Here is a 20825-nt window from a genome sequence, read left to right on the forward strand (position 1 = left end):
TATAAGGAGGAAAATATTATGTCTACTACATCTATTATTATGATGGTTCTTGTTTTAGGATTCTATGGTTTGGGGTTTGTTTTCCTATTAAGCAAAGTCTTTCAATCACAGGCTAATAAGTAAGTAAATAAAAAACACGTTGGTAATCCTCCAACGTGTTTTTTATTTATGTCCACATTTTTTCTCCTTAATTTCTACTTTTATCCCCAGTACCCACAATATATTGTGTATATATTTTAAAAATAGGCTAGTCTTCTATTTTGTTATAATCGATTTGGTATTTTTTCATTTTGCGATATAATGTATTTCTTCCAATACCTAAGGCTTCCGCCGCTAAACTAATATTTCCTCCTGTTTTTTCTAATACCTTTTTAATGTGTCTGTTTTCAACTTCTTCTAATTTATCTTCTTGAGATATACTAACGGCTCTCTCTACAACTTTTGAAGGTTCTCCAGTTTCCCACAGGTGGTTCCCCTCTGCATTAATAATTTGTTCTACCATATTTTCTAGTTCTCTAATATTACCTAACCAAGGAAGGTTCGTCAGATTCTCTATTGCTTCCTTCGAGAGAGCCACTGTTCTTTTTCCTAACTTTAGTGATTTTGTAGCCATAAAGTAGTCTATCAACAGCGGAATATCTTCTTTTCTTTCTCTCAAAGAAGGCAGCTTTAAGGGCAGCACGTTTAACCTATAATAGAGGTCTCTTCTAAAATTACCCTTTTCCACTTCCTGTCTTAAGTCCTTATTTGTAGCGGCTATAATACGAACATCCACTTCGATTTCTTTATTTCCTCCTACACGAAAAAGCTTACTCTCTTCTAGCACTCTTAAAAGATTGGTTTGCATATCCAATGGCATTTCCCCTATCTCGTCTAAAAACAAGGTTCCTCCATCTGCTAGTTCAAACTTTCCAGGATGCCCCCCCCTTTTAGCCCCTGTAAAGGCCCCTTCTTCATAACCAAAAAGTTCTGATTCTATAAGATTTCTAGGCAATGCTCCACAATTAATTGCCACAAAACTTTCTTCGCGACGACTGCTGTGATTATGAATAGATTGTGCAAAAACTTCTTTACCGGTACCACTTTCTCCAGTGATTAATACCGTGGAAGGACTGTCGGAGATTTTTTTAGCATACTCTATAATCTGCATAAATCTTTCGCTTCGCCCAATGATTTTATCAAAGGTATAATAAGCCTGCTGTCCTGTCATTTTATTTGCTAACTTTCTAGCTTTTTTTATTTCACGAATGACACAAACAATCCCCTGAGGCGTCTGATTAGGGTCCAGTATAGGATAGGCACTTAAAGTGCAGTGAATCCTTTCTTCCTTTCCCTTTAAAAAGGCTTCTTCTTCCAGGTAGGTAATATGTTTTGCTACACTATCTTGAATCCCCTTCCATCCCTCCACTAACGCTTCTACTTTTATGCCAATAATTTCTTGCTGGGTATATCCCAGCATCTCCATGGCAGTTTTATTCATGGTCTTCATATAACCCTTAGGGCCTATGGTGAAAATCCCTATGGTAATGGAGTCAATAATGGTTTCAATATACCTTTTTTTAACTTCAAGCTTTCTATTGGTTTCTCTAATGTTTAACATTTGTTCTATGGCATGAGCGGCTGCCACCACCATCCCCAATGTATGAGAATGAACAAGATGGCTATAACCAGTAAGGTTTAATGTGCCTATAATCTTCCCTTCTGCATTTCTAATAGGTGCAGCTGAACAGGTCCATCTGTGGTAAGCCTTTATAAAATGCTCCTTCCCTGAAATTTGTATAGGCATCCCCTCCACCAGTGCTGTCCCCATGGCATTGGTGCCTATATGTTCTTCATTCATAAAAGCTCCCGGTGTCATCTCTAAATCAAAGGCCACCTCTAATACATCTTCATCTCCTATAACATTTAAAATACAGCCTTCATCATCTGTTAAAATTACAAAGAAGTAAGAGCCCTTTACAAAGTTGTACAACTGATTCATAAAGGGTTCTGTGGTTACAATAAGATTACTATTAGCTTCTAGCCTCTTTTGAAGTTCATCTTCATGTAAAATCCTGCTACTGTAAACTCTATTATCATCTACACCAAACTTGATAGATCTTTGATGGGATCTAGCAATATAATCCTTTGCATCCATAGAAATCCCCCCAACTTTTAAACTACCTTTTTAAATTATTCAATTTTATTATGAAAACTCCTTCTTTTTTATTCTTATAAAAAATGCCTCTTTTATGCTAGTTTTTGTAGATTAGCTAAAACAAAATAACACAGAAAAAAATTCCAGAATCCAACACACTCTGGAATTTTTTTCTGTGTTATACTAAAACAATAGACTTCCCCGTATTTTCAAAGCTTACATTAGTATTTTTATTTCAATAGACTGCTAATATACTTTAACCTCCCCCTACCGGTGGGAAAAGAGATAGCGTATCATTATCTTCTAAAACTGTATTCAACTCTTGATGTCTACCGTTAATAAGGATGATTGCTACTTCTTCTTCAGGGATATTTAGAAGTTCTATAACATCCTTTGGAGTAGCACCTTGCGCCAAATCCATCATCATTTCTTTTTCACGGTTTTCTCTAAAAGTCGCAAATAATCTCACATTTACCTGCACCCTATTCACCTCCTATTTTCATTATACTATAATTCCATCCACCGAGGAAAGAGGATAAACCACACTTATTTATGGACAAGCGATAATGCGTCTAGCCCAAAGACATTCAGCGCAGGAAGGACTGTTTCCCCAACAATCCATCTCATTGCTATCGGTATAACTACAACCTTCCAAAGACCTGCAATCAGTACAGGAGGGAAAATGATTTTCATTGACAGTCCGCCTAAAATTTACATAGCCAGAATCCGTCCATATGTCTTGAAGCTTTTTCTCATTAACATTGCCTAAATAAAAAGCGTACATATCCTTTTTTCTTCCATAGATATAACAGTGATAGGTATGCATCAAAGCATAACAGGGACTTACATTTCCCTGGTAGTTAATACACAAGGATTTATCCTTTACAAATTTACAACTTCGTTCTGTTCTTAGCTTCATATTAGACATTTGTGCTTTAATGGTAGTTAGTTGGGCATCCTTTTCAAACATACGTCCAGTGTCATCTATATCATAAACAATTTCATCCTTCATGGATTCGTGATAAGGTATTAAATTGCTCACGATAATTTGACTGGCACCTAGATTATACGCCATGCGGATTAACTTAGGCAACTTATCGTAATTTTTTTTCATGGCTACAAACTCGATTCCCAACTCTGGTTTTCTGGTTTTTTGTTCTCGTTTCATGGCCTGCAGATTTGCAATGTTTTGAGAAACACTCTGAAAATCAGCGCCTTGTCGGATTTCATTATATTCTTCCTCTTCAGGGCTATCTAGAGAAGTAAAGAGAATATCTAGTTCCAGGTCAATTAACTGTTGAATATTTTCTTTTCCCAGATAGGAACCATTCGTGATCATTTCCGCACTTAGACCAATTCCCTTTACTGCCCTTAACATATCAAAAATCCTTGGATGCATCATAGGCTCACCAAAACCTCCGAAATGGACGGACTCTAGATTTGGCAGTTCCTTAAGGTTTTCTAATATATTTTCAAAGGTCTCCCATTCCATATGCAGCAAACAGTCCTGCCAAGAACTGCGAATACAGGTGATACAGTCAAAGTTACATTTGGTAGTCACCTCTATATATACTCTTTTTATATCCGGTAGGAGAGGGATTAGTCGATAACCCTCCTCTGTTTGAACAAACAGCACTTCTTGTTCTCCCTCTACAGGCAGCTTCACACATCCATCCTTAGTAACCTTAAGCTTTTTTCCTGCCGCAAAAAGTTCAGTCCCCAAAGATTTAAACGATTTTTTCATATTATCTCCCCCATGATGTCAAAAACGATTATTCTCTTCCTTTGATTTTAAAGTTCGCTGGATTCCCTTGGTTTTTTCCATAGAATCCCATTGCCAATCGATATGGCCCAGGACATCCCGGTGGCAGAAAAGCTACTCGATCCCCTGGATGTATAACATAGTCTAATGCTTGAACAAAACCATTTACAAAAATAACTTCAACCTCATCCCAAGAAACATTCATCTTCTCAGCCAGTTCCGTACCTTTAATCGGTTCCTCTAGCTCCATAATGACAGGTATAGACCCATATTTCTTTCTAAGATGTGCATCCAACTGTAGAAAACCTCTTACTTCAATGGTTTTTTTACCTTCTTCTGGCATATAAAGCTATCCCTCCTTAACTACTGTAGCCTTTCATGATAAAAGGCCTATCAACAATTCTCTCAAGTATACTTATGAGTCAAGTCCAGCAAAATTTTAAGCATCATCCTTTTCAACAGATTTTCTGCAGGTTTTAAAATTAACAAATTTACCAATATGCAAGGATTTTATTATTTAAGTATTCCAGTATTTCTTTACTCTTATTCTATCACAGATGGACGTCTTAGCAATACACCAAAAATAAACTTTATTTATAAAAGGCATCTGCTATCATTTTTCCAATTAAAATCGTGTCTTTTCTCAAAAGTATTTATTAAAAGTGTGGGATAAAAGATTAGAAAATTTGAAGCCGGACCTAAGTCCGGCTTTTTTAGTTAAATAACATCTTATTATAACTCCGCAAAGCCAACAGGCTATAAAAACAGAGATTTAATTAGCAGTTACAAGCTCCTTCATTTTCAAAAGCATAAACTTCGTCGATTTCTTCAGGAGTGAAGTCCCAAACTGCATTGTGTGGAGGACATGGCTCATACTCGAAGAATTCTGGTAATCTGTCATGAGCATTAGTGAAGCCAGCTGCTTTGTTGAAAGCACGTTCAACCTTAAGAACAGATTCACCAAGCTTGTTTACGTCTTCAGAAGTTAAAGATGTACCGTATTGAGCATTGATCATATCAATTAGTGATTGATGTCCAGCAGGATTGTCAGCTGTTCCGAAGGTTATGAACAAGCACATACCAGTACTATCAACAGCGGCTGTTGCAATTTGCATTGCACGCGAATATTCGATTTGACCATCTTTCTTAAGTGGATCGATATCAGCACCAACTTTTAAGATGTTACCAGAGATACAGTATCCAGCAGTATGGTCAGCACCCATTGTACTTGTAGCATAGGTTAAACCAATACCCTTAACTGGGCGTGGGTCGTAAGCAGGGATACCTTGGTCTTTTACTACAGGAGTTCTGTAAAGACCACAAACCTTACCTACAACAGCAGTACCACTACCTAAGATTCTTCCTAATGGAGTAGGCTTACGGATTTCTTTAATAGCTTCTAATGCAGCTTTTCCATCGCCATAAGGAATTAATCCACCCTCCATAGCAGTAGCTACAGCAACAGCTGTTTCGATACTATCAACACCGATGTCATCCATTTCACGGTCGCAGTAAGCGATAGCATCTAAATCTTTGATACCAGCATCTGCACCAAGACCCCAAATTGTTTCATATTCAAAACCACTTGTGATATATTTACCATCTTTGTCTGGGTACCACTGAGAACATCTGATGATACAACCAGCATGACAACCATGAGAAACTTTACCGTCACCACCACGCTCTGAAATTGTAGCGTTTAATGTTTCACCAGAGATATTGTCGTTATAGTCAATACGTCCAGCAGTAAAGTTCTTAGTTGGTAAACCACCAGCTTCATTTAAGATGTTAACCAATACGTTAGTACCGTATGCAGCTAGACCTTGGCCAGAAACTGGATGATCTAACATAGCTTTCGCAAATACTTTTGAAGCTGCTTTAAACTTCTCAGGATCTGCTATAGGAACTGCACCAGCACCAGCATCATCGATAACAAGAGCTTTTACTTTCTTAGAACCTAATACCGCACCTAAACCACCACGGCCAGCACTACGGATATTGCCTTCTGGATCTTTGAAAGAAATATTTGCAGAAGGCAGACGGTTTTCACCTGCTGGACCAGCTAAACCAATACCAACTTTTGCACCATATTTTTCACTTAATATTTTGATTGCTTCGTAGTTACCACAGCCTCCAAGAATTTCAGCTGGAGCTTCGTCTATAGTAACACCATTCACATCAATTTTAATTACATAGAACTTGTCATCTGCAGGCATTCCCTCGATAACTAAAGCTTTGATACCCATTTTAGCCATTTTTTGAGAGAAAGAACCACCAGTATTACTTTCCTTGATTGTACCTGTTAATGGACTCTTAGCACCAACAGAAAGACGTCCAGAGTTAGGAGCACTAGTACCGCTTAGTAAACCAGGAGCAAAGATTAACTTGTTGTTTTTACCTAGCGCATGGCAAGTAGGCTTTACTTCATCATTAACAAAGTTAGAAGTAAGGGCACGACCCCCTAAGCCTGCATATTTCGCGGGAACTTCTTCAGTAGTAACTTTCAATGTTGTCATGTCTACTCTGATAAACTTGTTCATAAAACTAACCCCCTTGATAATTTTACGTTATTTTTTTGAAATTTTATTCAATTACATATAATGCAATTAGTATGCCAATTAGTACATTTGCTTTTTCAAAAAAACAAAAGCGCTGAAATACAACGTTTTCTTCTCGTAAAATTCTGTATATTTGACAAGTGTTTTGTTAATTGTTCCATATTGGATCATATTCCACCATAGCGCTTGTACCATTTTGATACATTGTACCGTTTTGATGCAATTTTTAAGCGCTTGCTTAAAAATATATTGGTACTCCTTCTATAATGAGGAAGTTCCGTCATATTTTTAATACTGACACTCTCACGCCTAAAGGCATGGTATTCTTTCCTTTAACAATAGCATAAAGCTCGTATCAAAACCTATATGGGTTTTATATCCCCATACTAGATATTAATTTACTTTCACTATTTTTAATTCTTTTAATTTCTTTGTCCTGTAGTATAATGAAGTTTTTCGTATATTATCCTATCATACGAATATATCTATGATTATTCAACATTCCGAAAGAAATCCCTTTTTTTCTTCTAAAAACTACAACTTTTCTTCCCCTTTTTTTAAATATATAATAGATTTATATGTTTTAATTATTCTATAGGAGGAGAAGCAATGAAAACTTTTAAAACCGCTTGCCCGCTGGACTGCTTTGATGTTTGCTCCATCCAGATTGATATGAAAGAAGATCGAGTATCCTGTGTAAGGGGAGATGATCAAGATCCCATTACCAAGGGCTTTCTGTGTAAAAAAGGGAGAAATCTCTTAGAAAGGTTAAGTCACAAAAAGCGTGTTACTGCGCCTTTAAAAAAGGTAGAGGGGCAGTGGACTACCATCAGCTGGCAAAAAGCTATTGAAGAAATTGGAAATGCTCTTTTAGCGATAAAAGACCACCATGGGTCTAATGCTCTGATCCACTACAGTGAATCGGGGCATGGAGGGCTATTAAAAAGTATAGATACTGCTTTTTTTAATAGCTATGGAGGTGTTACAACACCTAAAGGCAGCCTCTGCTGGGGTGCTGGCATCGAGGCTCAAACACTAGACTTTGGTGATGTTCTTGGTCATGATCCCCATGATCATCTTCACGCCAAAACTATCCTTATATGGGGAAGAAACCCTTCCTTCACCAATGTTCATCTTATCCCCTTTTTAAAAGAAGCCCAAAGTAAGGGAACAAAACTTGTTGTCATCGACCCAGTAAAAACAGCCACCGCCTCTTTTGCTGACTACTATTATCAAGTAAAGCCCGAAGCCGATGGTCATCTAGCGATGGCGATGGCAAAAATTATCCTTCAACAAAAGAAATACGATGCTTCTTTTATAAAAAATTATTGTAAGGGTTTTGAGGATTTCAAGGAATTTATTGATAACTTGCAGCTACAGCAACTGATTGAAGCTACGGGACTTACCAAGAAAGAGGTATACGAACTTACTGCTTTATATAGTCAACATAAGCCCTCCTGCATCATTTTAGGTTACGGCTTGCAGCGTTATAAACGGGGTGGTAACAACATTCGCTTCATCGACGCCCTAGGAGCCCTGACAGGTAACATAGGATTAGCAGGAGGCGGGGTAAACTATGCTAATAAATCTATCACAAAGTATATCGACTGGCATTATATAAAAAACAATCCCCTGCCATCTCCCACCTTTAAACGTCCACTGTTTTCCAAATATGTTTTAGAGGAAAATAAAGGTAAGATTCAGGGAATTGTTGTAACGAAAAGTAATGTTGTTTTGCAACTGCCAGATACCCAGAAAGCTATAGAGGCCTTCTCTTCTATTCCCTTTAAAGTCGTTATCGATCACTTCATAACAGACACGGCTGAGTTGGCTGACTATATTTTACCCTGTACTGGTATTTATGAAGAAGAAGATTTTATTTTCTCTTCTATGTGGCATAGTTATTTTACTTATACAGAAAAAATAATGTCCCCACCTCCAAATGTAAAACATGAATTTGAGATTTTTCACCTTTTAGCCCAACATATGAAGATGAAGGATTTTCTCAGAGATTATAGCCATCCTAAACAATATTTAGAAACAGCCCTAGCACCCTTACTAAAGCATCTAGGATGTGAACTAGAAACCATCAAGGGGAAAAGAATAAAGTTAGAAACTCAGGACATACCCTGGCAAGATAAGCAATTTGCAACCACCTCTGGAAAGTTTGAATTTATTTCTACGCAGGAAGATCTTCTGCAAGAAAATAATATAGAGGATCCTCGCTATCCGCTGCAATTTTTAACACTACATCCTAAAGCCTCCCTGCACTCTCAACATTTTATAGATGTAGAAAGAAATAGGCTTCCAGAAGCCTTCGTTAATGAAAACACCTTAAGAAAATGGAACTTAGAGGAGGGGCAAGAGGCAATGCTGGTATCTCCTAACGGAAAATTAAAGATAAGACTTTTGCTTGATGAAGGAATAGGCGAAAATATCGTCGTCTCCTATGAGGGATGGTGGTTAAAGAATCAAGGGGTAAATCATCTTACACCTGAAGGTATTTCTGATATTGGCAATCAAGCCATCTATAATAACTGTCGATGCAAAATCATACCTATTTGACAAAACGCCTCCTCAAAAGAGGCTACTGAAAACTATTTTTGTCATCCTGAGCACAAGCGAAGGATCTTTAAAATCTAGATTCTTCACTGTGTTCAGAATGACAGGTAAGGTAAAGTTTTCTTCCTATTTTTTTAAGATGATTTAGTTACTGGCATATTTTTCCTGGATTTAATAGGTTTTTAGGATCAAAGACACTCTTTATCCCTCTCATTAAAGCCAAATGATTTCCTCCTAAGGATTCTTTCAGGAAACCCTTTTTAGCAAAACCAATGCCATGTTCTCCTGAAACTTGACCCCTTAGATCCCTTGCCTTGTTATACATACAGTCCATTACATCCTGTAGCGTTTTTTTCCAAGCTTCCTCTGATAATGCATCTCTTAAAATGTATACATGTAAATTACCATCTCCTGCATGCCCAAAACTTCTAATTCTAATGTTAAACTGATGCTGTAACTCATCTGTATATTTAATAAATTCTGCCACTTTATTCCTTGGTACCACTACATCACATTCATCCATTTCCGTGGTGGAAGATTTAATCGCCTCTAAGAAAGCTCCTCTAGCAGACCAAATAGCCTCTTGTCTTTCCTGGGTTTCTGAAATATACACATCTAGTGCCCCTTCTTCTAAACAAATGTGTGCCACTGTCTCATAGGCCTTTTCTACCTCCTCCTTGCTGTTGCCATCAAAGGTCAATAGTAGATAAGCATTAGAGGAATTATCAGGAAATTGCTTCCCTAGAAATTCTTCTGCTGCAATGATTGTGTCCCTAACCATAAATTCTATAGCAGTAGGAATAGCCTTTGATTTTATGATTTTAGGCACTGTTTCAATAGCAGTTTCTAAATTTTCAAAAGGAATCAATAGGCTAAGGGTTTTTTTAGGTAATGGTAGAAGTCTTAAAATAGCCTTCGTTACAATCCCCAATGTACCTTCCGAACCAACAATCAAATCTTTGAAGCTATACCCCGAGCTATTTTTTACCACCTTGCCCCCTATTTCCATGATTTCCCCATTGGGCAGAACCACTTCCAATCCTCTTACATAATCTCTAGTAACCCCGTATTTTACTGCCCTCATGCCTCCTGCATTGGTATTAATATTTCCTGCAATGGTGGCACTTTTTTCTCCTGGATCTGGAGGATAAAAAAGATCTCGTTCTTCTACAAACTTACTTATTTCCATTAACAGCACGCCAGGCTCTACAGTAAGCGTCAAGTTTTCCTCATCTAATTCTAAGATTTTGTTCATCTTACTCATATTCACCATGATTCCTCCATGGATGGCTACAGAGCTGCCTACCAATCCAGTACCCTGACCTCTAGGCGTAACAGGGATGTCGTTTTCATATGCATACTTCATCACTTCCGAAACCATTTGCGTAGAAAGAGGTTCTACCAATACCTCTGGCATACACTTTACTTCCGCAAGCTCATCTCGACCAAAATCTTCATTAATTTCCTCTCCAAAGAATACCCTATCTTCTCCACAGATCGCTTTTAAAACTTCTACATCTTTTGCATCTACTTTCTTATAAGCCATTTTTTACCCTCCTTATACAACCTTTGATTTCAGATCTTCTACTTTTATATTTCCTTTGTCTATTTCTTCTATTAACCTAGGAATCACTTCATAAATATCCCCTACAACCCCATAGTGGGCTACCTTAAATATTGGTGCGCTTTCATCTTGATTGATAGCAAAAATACATTCAGCATTGCTCATACCTGCTACAAACTGTACTGATCCAGATACGCCACAGGTAATCAACAGCTTAGGCCTTACTGTTCTTCCACTTAATCCAATTTGCTTTTTAGCATCTCCCCATCCAGCTTCAATTAACGGTCTTGTGGAAGCTACCTGCGCCCCTAGTTTCTCCGCTAGCTTATATATCATATCTAAATCTTTTTGGGATTTTACACCCCTACCAGCTACCACAATCATTTCTGCCTCTGAGATATCCTCTTCCTGCTCTTTTGGCTTCACATCGATTACCTTGATTTGAGATGTTAGCTTTTCTAAAGCAATTGGACACTTTGTTACTCTTCCTGTAGTTTGTTGACTAGGTTCTGCTGCTGTCATCACCTTATAACGTACTGTAGCAAACTGTGGTCGATGATTGGGGGTAATAATTTTTGCCATGATATTTCCCCCAAAAGCAGGTCTAATTTGAATCAAATCAGAATTTTCTTTTACATCTAATATAGTACAATCAGCGGTTAAACCAGTTTTAAATCGAGCAGATACCCTTGGTGCCAAAGACCTGCCTACAGTGGTTGCTCCCACTAATACAATAGAAGGTTTTTTGTTATGGATAAAATCTTCAAAAGCTGCAGTGTAGGGCTCTATTCTAAAATGCTTTAGAGGTTCTTCATCATATACAAACACTTCATCTACACCGTAATGTAATAGTTCCTGCGCCTTTTCATAAACATTATCTCCGATAAACACTGCATAAATGGGGTAACTTAACTTGACCGCCAATTCTTTGGCCTTTCCTATAAGCTCCATTGTTACAGGATGGATTTCTCCCTCTAGATGGTCCACATAGACTGCGATCCCCTTCCAAAGTTTCTTATCTATTTCCGTAATCTTTTCTTCTACCAACTGAAAAGCCCCTTCGTCTCCCTTATTAACACAAATCTTACACATTTTACAGGCAGCGTTTATTTCTATAACACCATCATTATTTTCTATGGCATTAAAGGGACAAAGTGCTAGCGTTTCTTCAACATTTTTAATTTTTTCTTGATTTACAATAATTTTAGCCATTTCCTCAACCTCCTCTATCTTTATTAAACAAACTTCAAGGCTTTAAGCTTCTCACAGATTTGAAGGGCTAAATCTTCTCCTGTTCCCTTCCATATTTCTTGATCTCTATTGGTATCTGGTGGAAAAATTTTTTCTACTTGCGTAGGTGAGCCATTTAAGCCATAACGCTTTTCATTTTGATCTCCAAAATCCTTTAACCCATATACGAAAACCTCTTTATTTTTTGTAGCTAGTTTCTTCTTAAAGGACGGCAATCTAGGTTGAAAAATTCCCTTTTCTACTGTGATTAAACAAGGTAGTTGTATCTCTGCAATTTCAACAGTAGTAGGCATATCCATTTCTACTATGATGTTACCTTTATTGATTTCTAGTATTTTTCTCACATTTGCCACATGAGCTATATCAAGGACCTCCGCCATTTCTGCCCCTACTTGGGCAGTATCTCCATCTGTTGTTTGCTTACCACAGATAATGAGGTCAAAATCACCTGCTTTCTTCACCCCTTGGGCAAGGGTATAAGACGTTGCTAGTACATCTGCACCAGCAAACTTTCTATCTGAAAGCAAGATACCATCATCTGCTCCCATCATGAAGCACTCTCTAATAATCGCTTCAGCCTGTGGTGGTCCCATTGTCATTACTTTGACTTCCCCTCCAACTTCTTCTTTGATTTTAAGGGCAGTTTCTACTGCATATAAATCATAGGGATTCATTTTAGCTTCAATGCCATCTCTCTTAAGCACGCCTGTTGCTTCATCTACTTCAACTTTTGTTGTGCCAGGAACTTGTTTGATACACACTAAGATATTCATATTTTTCCTCCTTTATTTTTCTATCAGATACTGATTTGTCAATAAAACATTGCTCAAACTGGTATTTCAGTCTTATGGTCTTACCACATTTATTCTAAAATTACAGAAACCCCATCAGGAATTACTGTCACCTTAGCATCTTTTCCTTTTATTGCATAGGCTCTTACTAAAGCCTCTTCAAAAGTATCTGCTTGCTCCATATGCATGTTTTTTATCATCTGAGGATCACACATATCTGTTACCATAATTACTTTATATTGATTTAAAATACGGGCTAGTATTTGGAACTCCCATTGATCTGGTGCAGTTTTCTCCATAGGTACCTTTAACACCTTTTCTAAAACCTCTTTAGGACTGACTGCTTCTTCCATATTTCGGTAAAAAGATTCTCCCCCATGGCCATCATTGCAAGCTGCAATCATGATGATTACTGCTCCCTCCTTGCAACAAGCTTCTGCCGCTGTCATACCTTTTACAGCTTGATAAATATTTTGATCCAATGGATAGCCTCCGTTAGAAGTAATAACAATATCCCCTTTAATTTTTGTTACCTTCGAAAGACTTCTAACAAATTCACATCCTTCTTGATGAGCCAGCTGACTATGTCCACTGAAGGCATTAATAATTTTCTTATCTCCATCAATAACAACATTTAATATAAAAGCTAATTTTGCTTTTTCAGCAGCATATAACATGTCTCTATGAATAGGATTTTCCTCAAGGACTCCTGTTCTTGCATGTTCACTAGCTATAAAGGCAGAACAGTGATTTGCTAATACTGTTTGTGCTCCTGCAATCCCCGGTAAAATACTTTTTCTTCCCCCAGAAAATCCAGCAAAAAAGTGGGGTTCTATAAATCCTTCAGCGATTAATAATTCTGTTTCCATAGCCAAACGATTCAACCAAAGTTCCCCTCCAGAAGGCAATATTCCAACCTTCATCAAACACGCTTGATCTTGAGACATATGATTGATAACGTTTTCATTCTTGACGATTTCCTCTCCAAACTTATCTATCATCTCTTCCCTTGTTGTAGGTCTATGAAACCCCGTAGCAATTAATATCTTAATATCAATGTTTGGGTTAGCTTCCCTTATGGTCTTCAGAAGTATCGGCAAGGTAATTTTACTGGGAACAGGTCTTGTGTGATCGCTGGTGATAATCACCATATTTTTCTTTCCCTTTACCAGGGTTTCGATGGAAGGACTACCTATAGGATTCTGCAAAGCCTTTTTAATAATTTCTTCTTGACTCATGGTTGTTTTAAAATGATGTGCCTTTGATTCAAGCACCCCCGATAAGTTATTGTCCTCTATCTCTATTTCCCAAAAATTTTTGTGATAAGGTATCTTTATTCTAGGCATAGTATCTCCCCCTTCTATTTCCTTCTTTTTACTATAACATGTTAAATAGATGTATGAGTAGAGGCGTAATAATCACAGTAATTAATCCTGCTACACCGATTGCTAAACTACTCATTGCTCCTTGGGTTTCTCCTAACTCCATAGCCTTTGTGGTTCCCACCGCATGAGAAGCTGTCCCTATAGCTATACCTACCGCTACCTCATCCTTTATCTTAAAAACATTACATACGATGGGTCCAATAACCGCACCTAAAATACCCGTTATGACAATTACTCCTACGGTAATAGAAGGTATTCCTCCAATCTGTTGAGATATTTCCATCCCTATAGGTGTTGTTACTGATTTAGGGATTAATGACACAGCAATTACTCCCTCTATGTTGAAGATATTTGTTAGAACAAGCACACTGACTACTGCGGCAACACATCCGGCTGTAATACCAATTAATATTGCGGCTAAATTGGCTTTTAAAAGTGCCCTCTGCCTGTAGAGAGGTACCGCTAGAATAACCGTAGCCGGGCCTAAGAAAAATTGTATTAAACTGCCTCCTTTGTTATAATAATCTGTACTGATGTTAAAAACAGTTAAAATAATCATAATGGAGATAATACTAATTAATAGTGGATTAAAGAAAGCTATTTTTGTTTTCTTGTAAATGACTAAACCCAGCTCAAAAAACAAAATGGATAAAATAATCCCAAAATAAGGCGTATCTAGAAAGGTCATCATGCGGTTTTCCTCTCCTTTACTATTTCTTTTTTCTTTATCAGCTGTATTGTCAAGCCTGTAACACCCATAACAATGATCGTGGATAAAAGAACAACACTCATGATGGGCAACCACTGTCCCTGAATCAAGTGTAAATTGTTCAGCAACCCAACACCCGCTGGTATAAAAAAGAAGGCCAGGTGCTCTAGCAGAAACTTCGCAATTTTGTCAATCATTTCTAGCTTTATAACTCCTAGCAAAAGCAATAGCAGTAGGAAAATCATCCCTAAAACATTTCCTGGTATAGGGATTCCCAATGATTTGTTCACCAATTCTCCGGCTAAACAAACTGCTATAATAATAAAAAATTGTCTAAATAGAACCAAATAACTTCCCTCCTTTACATAAAATTTTAGGTATAATGGTCTTACCAGTTGTCATTATATTATCATTTTTTTTCAAAAATTTCAACTATTATTTTAAAATTTATTTTGATATAGTAGTGTTTCAGTTTGCTGAAAGGGGACCTCTTCTTTTAATGAAAAGCACCTATAGATTTCTTCTACAGGTGCTTTTTCCTTCATTGAGTAATTAACTATTAACATAAAATGAGACTTACCAAAAACCCCCATGAAGGTGTTTTTATACTATACTAATCTCTTATAGCTTTCATATCTTTCTTGTGCTTCTTCTTCAGCCTTAGCAAATAAAGCTTCTGCTACCTCTGGGAAGGACTTTGTTAAGGAAGCATAGCGTACTTCGCTTAATAAGAAGTCTTTAAAGGAAGCTTTTGGTTCCTTAGAATCTAAGGTAAATGGATTTTTACCTTCTTTCTTTAATTCTGGGTTGAATCTATATAAATGCCAGTATCCTGCCTCTACTGCTTTTTTCGCTTGCTCTTGTGTTTTACCCATACCAGCACCAATTCCATGGGCAATACATGGTGAGTATGCGATGATGATAGATGGCCCTTTGTAAGCTTCTGCTTCTTTAACCGCCTTCATTAATTGGTTCTTATCAGCACCCATGGCTACCTGTGCAACATATACATAGCCATAGCTCATCGCCATCATACCTAAGTCTTTCTTCTTCGTTCTCTTACCTGCGGCTGCAAACTTTGCAATCGCTGCTGTTGGTGAAGCTTTTGATGATTGTCCGCCTGTGTTAGAATATACTTCTGTATCCATTACAAGAATGTTTACATCTTCACCAGATGCGATTACATGGTCTAATCCGCCGTAACCGATATCATATGCCCAACCATCTCCACCAAGAATCCATTGAGATTGCTTGATTAGGTAATCTTTCTTCGCAATGATTTCTTTAATAACTGCATTTGAAGCTTCTGCTTCAAGTAATGGAAGAATTTTATAGGTTGCAGCTTTTGATGCTTTACCATCTTCCTTACCATCAATCCACTCTTGGAAAGCTGCTTTTAAGTCAGCATTGATATCTAATGTCAGTGCTTCTTTCATTAAATCTTCAATTTTATTTCTAATTTGGCTTGTCCCCAACATCATACCATAACCAAACTCAGCATTGTCTTCAAATAAAGAGTTTGCCCAAGCTGGTCCTTTGCCTTGTTGGTTCTTGCAGAATGGTACAGATGGCGCACTACCACCATAGATGGATGAACATCCTGTAGCATTGGCTATCATCATTCTATCACCAAATAATTGTGTGATTAGCTTAACATATGGTGTCTCACCACAACCAGTACAAGCTCCTGAGAACTCAAATAATGGTTGTGCAAATTGGCTGCCTTTTACAGTTTCTATGTTGGTTAATGCTGATTTATCTGTAACAGTCAGAGCATATGCCCAGTTTTCGCTTTCTACTTCAACTTGTGGCTCAACAGGCTTCATTTCTAATGCTTTGTTCTTAGATGGACAGATATCCTCACAGTTGCCACAACCTGTACAGTCTAGTGGTGCTACCTGCATACGGTACTGTAATCCTTCAAACTCTTTACCAATTGTTTTTAATGTTGTAAATCCTTCTGGCGCATTTTTTGCTTCCTCTTCGTTTAATAGGAAAGGTCTAATTGCTGCATGAGGACATACAAAAGAACATTGGTTACATTGGATACAGTTTTCTGGAATCCATTCTGGCACAGTAATAGCAATGCCTCTTTTTTCATAAGCACTGGTGCCTAATGGGAAGGTGCCATCTTCTGCTCCTGCAAAAGCGCTTACTGGCAGATCATCCCCTGCTTGCGCATTCATAGGTCTTAAGATATTTTTAATGAAGTCTGGTTCTTCTACTGCAGCTGCTACTTCTTCTGCTGCACCACTCCAGCCTTCAGGTACATCTATTTTTACAAGGGCTTCTACACCACGGTCTACGGCTTTATGGTTCATATTAACGATCTTTTCACCTTTTTTACCATAAGCATGCACGATGGCTTCTTTTAAGTGCTTAATAGCATCCTCTACAGGGATAACTTCTGTTAGTTTGAAGAAGGCTGATTGCATAATCATGTTGATTCTTCCGCCTAAACCAACTTCTGCAGCGATTGCTGTTCCGTTAAGGGTATAGAAGTTAATATTATTTTCAGCAATATATTTCTTCATACTTGCTGGTAACTTTTCTTCTAGCTCCTCTGGTGACCACATACAGTTTAATAGGAAGGTACCGCCCTTTTTCAAACCTTTTAATAAATCATATTGATTTACATAGGCTTGGTTATGACAAGCAATAAAGTCTGCTTCATCAATTAAATAAGGTGACTTGATTGGCTTTTTACCAAAACGTAAGTGTGATATGGTAACCCCGCCTGATTTTTTAGAATCATAGGAGAAGTATGCTTGTGCGTACATGTCTGTATTATCTCCAATGATCTTAATCGCTTCTTTGTTTGCACCTACTGTACCGTCAGATCCTAATCCCCAGAATTTACATCTGATGGTGCCAGGTGTTGCTGTTGAAACCTTTTCTTTAATTTCTAAAGATGTGTTGGTTACATCATCTACAATACCTACTGTAAAGGCATTTTTAGGTGCTGTAGCCTTTAGGTTTTCGTATACTGCTAAAATTTGCGCTGGTACTGTGTCCTTTGAACCAAGACCATATCTACCACCAATAACCATTGGTGCATTTTCTTTACCAAAGAACATGGTTCTAACATCTTGATATAGTGGCTCTCCAAGAGAACCTGGTTCTTTTGTTCTATCTAATACAGCAATTTTCTTTACTGTCTTTGGCAGTACATCAAAGAAGTATTTTTCTGAGAAAGGTCTGTATAGGTGTACTTTTACTACCCCTACCTTCTCACCTTTTGCTATTAAGTAATCAACGGTTTCTTCAATCGTATCTGTTACAGAACCCATAGCAATAATGATGTTTTCTGCATCTTCTGCCCCATAGTAGTTAAATGGCTTGTATTCTCTGCCGGTAAGTGCTGAAATTTCCTTCATGTAATCAGCTACCATATCAGGAAGAGCATCATAGTATTTATTTGCTGCTTCCTTTGCTTGGAAGAAAACATCTGGGTTTTGTGCAGTTCCTCTTAACACTGGATGTTCTGGATTTAAAGCTCTATCTCTAAAGGCTTGAATAGCATCCCAATCTACTAATTTAGCAAACTCATCATACTCAATCACTTCAACTTTTTGCATCTCATGAGAAGTTCTGAATCCATCAAAGAAGTGTACAAAAGGCACTCTTCCTTTGATAGCTGCTAAGTGAGCAATACCCCCTAAATCCATAACTTCTTGAACACTACCAGATGCCAGCATAGCACATCCTGTTTGTCTTGTAGACATAACATCTGAGTGATCTCCAAAGATAGAAAGAGCATGCCCAGCTAAAGCTCTAGCACTTACATGGAATACTCCTGGAAGTAATTCTCCAGCGATTTTATACATATTAGGAATCATTAACAGTAGTCCCTGAGAAGCTGTAAAAGTCGTGGTTAAAGCTCCTGCTGCTAAGGAACCATGTACAGCCCCCGCTGCCCCTGCCTCCGATTGCATTTCTACAACCTTTACAGTTTGTCCAAATAAATTTTTCTGCCCTCTAGCACTCCACTCATCAACATTTTCTGCCATGTTGGATGAAGGAGTAATGGGATAAATAGCCGCTACATCAGTAAAGGCATAGGAAACATATGCCGCTGCAGCATTTCCATCCATTGTTTTCATCTTTCTTGCCATGTGTGATAACCTCCCTTTTTTTTATCATCATCAGCAGCGCCAACTTAATCTATCATTTATCCTCACCCTCCAAAAACTTTTCAGCGTTTTAGCTCATGAACACTAGCATCCTTAATCCGATACTTCAAGAGGATTTTTAAAAACAATTCGCTTAAGTTAACGCTCCTATAATTATAATGCAAACAAAACCGTCCTATCGATGCCAAGGTCTTATGGTCTTACCACTTACTAACATATTATCATTGTTTTTTTAAAATTTCAACCATTTATATTGAAAACACCTATAGCCTTTCTATAGGTGTTTTTTCTTTCATTAAAGTATCGTAAACAAATTGTAAGTGTTTTGACATAGCTAAGGAGGCTGCTTTAGGATTTTTATTTTTTATAGATAAATAGATTTCTTCATGCTGTTGCATCAATACCTCTGTATTATCTCCACAGTTTAGTATTTTCCCTCTTGCTTCTTTGATAAAGGTATCCATAAGGGAAGATATGACATTCAATATATTTACAATTAAAAAATTCTTAGAGGCTTGTGCAATTTTATAGTGAAACTTCTTATCCAAGAAAGCATTTATGCCTTCATCTTCTGTTTCTTTTAACTGCAGTAACAATTCCTCTAGTTCCTTTAGCTCCTCCTCTGTAATTCTTGCAGCTGCCAAAGCTACTGTTTCAATTTCTAAAATACTTCTTAACTCTAAGATATCTTCAGCTTTCCCTTTGTTCAACATAAAAACTACAGATAAAGGTTCAAATAAACAATTATCAAAGCTTGTTTTGATAAAATTCCCTTCTCCTTGCCTCACTTCTGTTATTCCTATTATTTCTAAAGCTCTTAAAGCTTCCCTCACAGAAGCTCTACTTACTTTTAAAGATTCAGCTAAATCCCTTTCAGAAGGCAGTTTGTCCCCTTGTTTTAAGGTTCCATCTGCAATCATATTCTGGATCTGCTCAATAATATGTTCGTATACTTTTGTATTTTTTACAGGCTTAAACATAATCTTCCTCTTTCATCTTTACTTTTTTTCTTTTATTGTAACAACATCGTTAGGAATAATCAACACTTCTTATCTTTTAATCAAAATCAACACCGTGAAAAATTTTAGCAACCCTCTGAAGCGGGCTTTAATAAAAGTTTCCTATAATTCCATAGGATATTGTTTTTAACAACAGTAAAAAATATTGTAGAAGGGAGTGATAAATATGCCATGGAAACAAGGTAAAATCAAACTGGCTGATGGTACAGTATATCCTGCGGAATTACTGGTAGAAAACGGCAAGGAAATTTGGAATGTAAAGATACACAAGGGGAATAACGTCGTAGAAGAAATTGATGCTGATAGTTTTGCCCATAAACTAAATAAAAACCCAGAGGATGTTTATCCTTTCTCTTATGAGTTAGATAACTAGTTAGATTCTTTTAAACAGAGGCTTCCTTTAAACGATCTAAAGGGAGTCTTTGTTAAAATCATTATTAGTAACCCTCTGCCTGACGTTGATGATTAATTTGATTTTTTGCTAAATAAGCTTCTTTTATTTCCTCAAACGTAAAATCTAGCTTTTTTCCCAGCGTTAGAAATTCTTCAAACAATCTGATATAATCTTCTTGTGATAAAGATTGATAGAAATCAGCGCTTCTTTTAAAGACCTCCTGAAATTGCTGTGAAAGGTCATAATCATTAGTACCTATTTGAAACTCCCTCACAGGAAAATTTTTATCTAATCCTATGCTTAGTAAAAAATGTAAACCATCAACAAATTCTTCTAAAACAACTGCCTTAGGTGAAGATACCTTTTTGCTCCAAAATTTAAAACACCTTGTCTCATTGGCCAATTCTCCGAGTTCTACCTCTAAAGCTAATATTTTAGCAGGTACCAGGTTTTTGTTATATAGCTGATGGTTTTTAAGTATTGTTTCGTCTAATTGTTTTTGAATCGCAAACAATTGCTGCATATCCATAGGGGTTTCCTCCTTTTTATTGCTCTTATAG

At 37.2% G+C, this 20825-nt stretch carries 17 protein-coding genes; 2 read left to right on the top strand and 15 right to left on the bottom strand.

Going from position 1 to position 20825, the window contains the following annotated elements; translation table 11 throughout:
- Nucleotides 1-247: 247 nt before the first annotated feature.
- The 5 genes from BJL90_RS04430 to BJL90_RS04450 all read right to left on the bottom strand — a co-directional run bounded on the left by BJL90_RS04430 (nt 248) and on the right by BJL90_RS04450 (nt 6439).
- On the bottom strand, nt 248-2137 hold the full coding sequence (locus tag BJL90_RS04430; protein WP_070964584.1) for a sigma-54-dependent Fis family transcriptional regulator: 1890 nt from the start codon (nt 2135-2137) through the stop codon (nt 248-250).
- A 256-nt stretch (nt 2138-2393) separates the two neighbouring features.
- Nucleotides 2394-2618, bottom strand: coding sequence for a MoaD/ThiS family protein (locus BJL90_RS04435; protein ID WP_070964587.1), 225 nt, complete (start codon nt 2616-2618; stop codon nt 2394-2396).
- A gap of 69 nt (nt 2619-2687) precedes the next feature.
- Complete coding sequence (locus BJL90_RS04440) at nt 2688-3881, bottom strand: tungsten cofactor oxidoreductase radical SAM maturase (RefSeq protein WP_070964590.1); 1194 nt, start codon at nt 3879-3881, stop codon at nt 2688-2690.
- A gap of 28 nt (nt 3882-3909) precedes the next feature.
- A complete protein-coding gene (locus BJL90_RS04445; RefSeq protein ID WP_070964592.1) occupies nt 3910-4242 on the bottom strand; it encodes a MoaD/ThiS family protein in 333 nt (110 codons plus the stop codon).
- A gap of 433 nt (nt 4243-4675) precedes the next feature.
- Nucleotides 4676-6439: an aldehyde ferredoxin oxidoreductase family protein gene (locus BJL90_RS04450; RefSeq protein ID WP_070964595.1), complete on the bottom strand. Its 1764-nt coding sequence runs from the start codon at nt 6437-6439 to the stop codon at nt 4676-4678.
- A gap of 627 nt (nt 6440-7066) precedes the next feature.
- Between BJL90_RS04450 and BJL90_RS04455 the strand changes: the two genes are divergently transcribed.
- Nucleotides 7067-9022 (top strand): molybdopterin-dependent oxidoreductase, encoded by a 1956-nt coding sequence (locus BJL90_RS04455; RefSeq protein ID WP_070964598.1) that lies wholly within the window; start codon nt 7067-7069, stop codon nt 9020-9022.
- 145 nt (nt 9023-9167) lie between these two features.
- Here BJL90_RS04455 and BJL90_RS04460 read toward each other — a convergent pair whose 3' ends face one another.
- The 9 genes from BJL90_RS04460 to BJL90_RS04495 form a co-directional block, all read right to left on the bottom strand.
- On the bottom strand, nt 9168-10565 hold the full coding sequence (locus BJL90_RS04460) for an FAD-binding oxidoreductase (protein ID WP_070964600.1): 1398 nt from the start codon (nt 10563-10565) through the stop codon (nt 9168-9170).
- A gap of 12 nt (nt 10566-10577) precedes the next feature.
- Nucleotides 10578-11795 (bottom strand): electron transfer flavoprotein subunit alpha/FixB family protein, encoded by a 1218-nt coding sequence (locus tag BJL90_RS04465; protein ID WP_070964603.1) that lies wholly within the window; start codon nt 11793-11795, stop codon nt 10578-10580.
- A 23-nt stretch (nt 11796-11818) separates the two neighbouring features.
- Nucleotides 11819-12607 carry an electron transfer flavoprotein subunit beta/FixA family protein gene (locus BJL90_RS04470; protein ID WP_070964606.1) on the bottom strand — a complete coding sequence of 263 codons (789 nt, stop codon included), beginning with the start codon at nt 12605-12607 and terminating at the stop codon, nt 11819-11821.
- An 89-nt stretch (nt 12608-12696) separates the two neighbouring features.
- A complete protein-coding gene (gene larA, locus BJL90_RS04475; RefSeq protein WP_070964608.1) occupies nt 12697-13971 on the bottom strand; it encodes a nickel-dependent lactate racemase in 1275 nt (424 codons plus the stop codon).
- A 31-nt stretch (nt 13972-14002) separates the two neighbouring features.
- Complete coding sequence (locus BJL90_RS04480; protein ID WP_070964610.1) at nt 14003-14701, bottom strand: LrgB family protein; 699 nt, start codon at nt 14699-14701, stop codon at nt 14003-14005.
- Nucleotides 14698-15066: a CidA/LrgA family protein gene (locus BJL90_RS04485; RefSeq protein WP_070964613.1), complete on the bottom strand. Its 369-nt coding sequence runs from the start codon at nt 15064-15066 to the stop codon at nt 14698-14700. Before BJL90_RS04485 ends, BJL90_RS04480 begins: the two co-directional genes overlap by 4 nt.
- A gap of 93 nt (nt 15067-15159) precedes the next feature.
- Nucleotides 15160-15285: a hypothetical protein gene (locus BJL90_RS23030; protein ID WP_257786401.1), complete on the bottom strand. Its 126-nt coding sequence runs from the start codon at nt 15283-15285 to the stop codon at nt 15160-15162.
- A 42-nt stretch (nt 15286-15327) separates the two neighbouring features.
- Entirely contained in the window at nt 15328-18834 is a 3507-nt protein-coding gene (gene nifJ, locus BJL90_RS04490) for a pyruvate:ferredoxin (flavodoxin) oxidoreductase (protein ID WP_070964616.1), read from the bottom strand.
- A gap of 281 nt (nt 18835-19115) precedes the next feature.
- On the bottom strand, nt 19116-19832 hold the full coding sequence (locus BJL90_RS04495) for a FadR/GntR family transcriptional regulator (protein ID WP_070964619.1): 717 nt from the start codon (nt 19830-19832) through the stop codon (nt 19116-19118).
- A gap of 205 nt (nt 19833-20037) precedes the next feature.
- Here BJL90_RS04495 and BJL90_RS04500 point away from each other — a divergent pair, with 205 nt between their 5' ends.
- The gene (locus BJL90_RS04500; RefSeq protein WP_070964622.1) at nt 20038-20244 is read left to right on the top strand and encodes a hypothetical protein; all 207 of its coding nucleotides are present in this window, start codon (nt 20038-20040) and stop codon (nt 20242-20244) included.
- 64 nt (nt 20245-20308) lie between these two features.
- Here BJL90_RS04500 and BJL90_RS04505 read toward each other — a convergent pair whose 3' ends face one another.
- Complete coding sequence (locus tag BJL90_RS04505; RefSeq protein ID WP_070964624.1) at nt 20309-20794, bottom strand: dUTP diphosphatase; 486 nt, start codon at nt 20792-20794, stop codon at nt 20309-20311.
- Nucleotides 20795-20825 lie beyond the last annotated feature (31 nt).

This window comes from Clostridium formicaceticum, from assembly GCF_001854185.1.
GTDB classification, from domain to species: domain Bacteria; phylum Bacillota; class Clostridia; order Peptostreptococcales; family Natronincolaceae; genus Andreesenella; species Andreesenella formicacetica.

Bases quoted from the DNA above. Each gene is read 5' to 3' on its own strand.
- BJL90_RS04430 (WP_070964584.1), bottom strand. From the start codon at position 2,137: ATGGATGCAAAGGATTATATTGCTAGATCCCATCAAAGATCTATCAAG.
- BJL90_RS04440 (WP_070964590.1), bottom strand. From the start codon at position 3,881: ATGAAAAAATCGTTTAAATCTTTGGGGACTGAACTTTTTGCGGCAGGA.
- BJL90_RS04445 (WP_070964592.1), bottom strand. From the start codon at position 4,242: ATGCCAGAAGAAGGTAAAAAAACCATTGAAGTAAGAGGTTTTCTACAG.
- BJL90_RS04450 (WP_070964595.1), bottom strand. From the start codon at position 6,439: ATGAACAAGTTTATCAGAGTAGACATGACAACATTGAAAGTTACTACT.
- BJL90_RS04455 (WP_070964598.1), top strand. From the start codon at position 7,067: ATGAAAACTTTTAAAACCGCTTGCCCGCTGGACTGCTTTGATGTTTGC.
- BJL90_RS04460 (WP_070964600.1), bottom strand. From the start codon at position 10,565: ATGGCTTATAAGAAAGTAGATGCAAAAGATGTAGAAGTTTTAAAAGCG.
- BJL90_RS04465 (WP_070964603.1), bottom strand. From the start codon at position 11,795: ATGGCTAAAATTATTGTAAATCAAGAAAAAATTAAAAATGTTGAAGAA.
- BJL90_RS04470 (WP_070964606.1), bottom strand. From the start codon at position 12,607: ATGAATATCTTAGTGTGTATCAAACAAGTTCCTGGCACAACAAAAGTT.
- larA (WP_070964608.1), bottom strand. From the start codon at position 13,971: ATGCCTAGAATAAAGATACCTTATCACAAAAATTTTTGGGAAATAGAG.
- BJL90_RS04480 (WP_070964610.1), bottom strand. From the start codon at position 14,701: ATGATGACCTTTCTAGATACGCCTTATTTTGGGATTATTTTATCCATT.
- BJL90_RS23030 (WP_257786401.1), bottom strand. From the start codon at position 15,285: ATGTTAATAGTTAATTACTCAATGAAGGAAAAAGCACCTGTAGAAGAA.
- nifJ (WP_070964616.1), bottom strand. From the start codon at position 18,834: ATGGCAAGAAAGATGAAAACAATGGATGGAAATGCTGCAGCGGCATAT.
- BJL90_RS04495 (WP_070964619.1), bottom strand. From the start codon at position 19,832: ATGTTTAAGCCTGTAAAAAATACAAAAGTATACGAACATATTATTGAG.
- BJL90_RS04500 (WP_070964622.1), top strand. From the start codon at position 20,038: ATGCCATGGAAACAAGGTAAAATCAAACTGGCTGATGGTACAGTATAT.
- BJL90_RS04505 (WP_070964624.1), bottom strand. From the start codon at position 20,794: ATGGATATGCAGCAATTGTTTGCGATTCAAAAACAATTAGACGAAACA.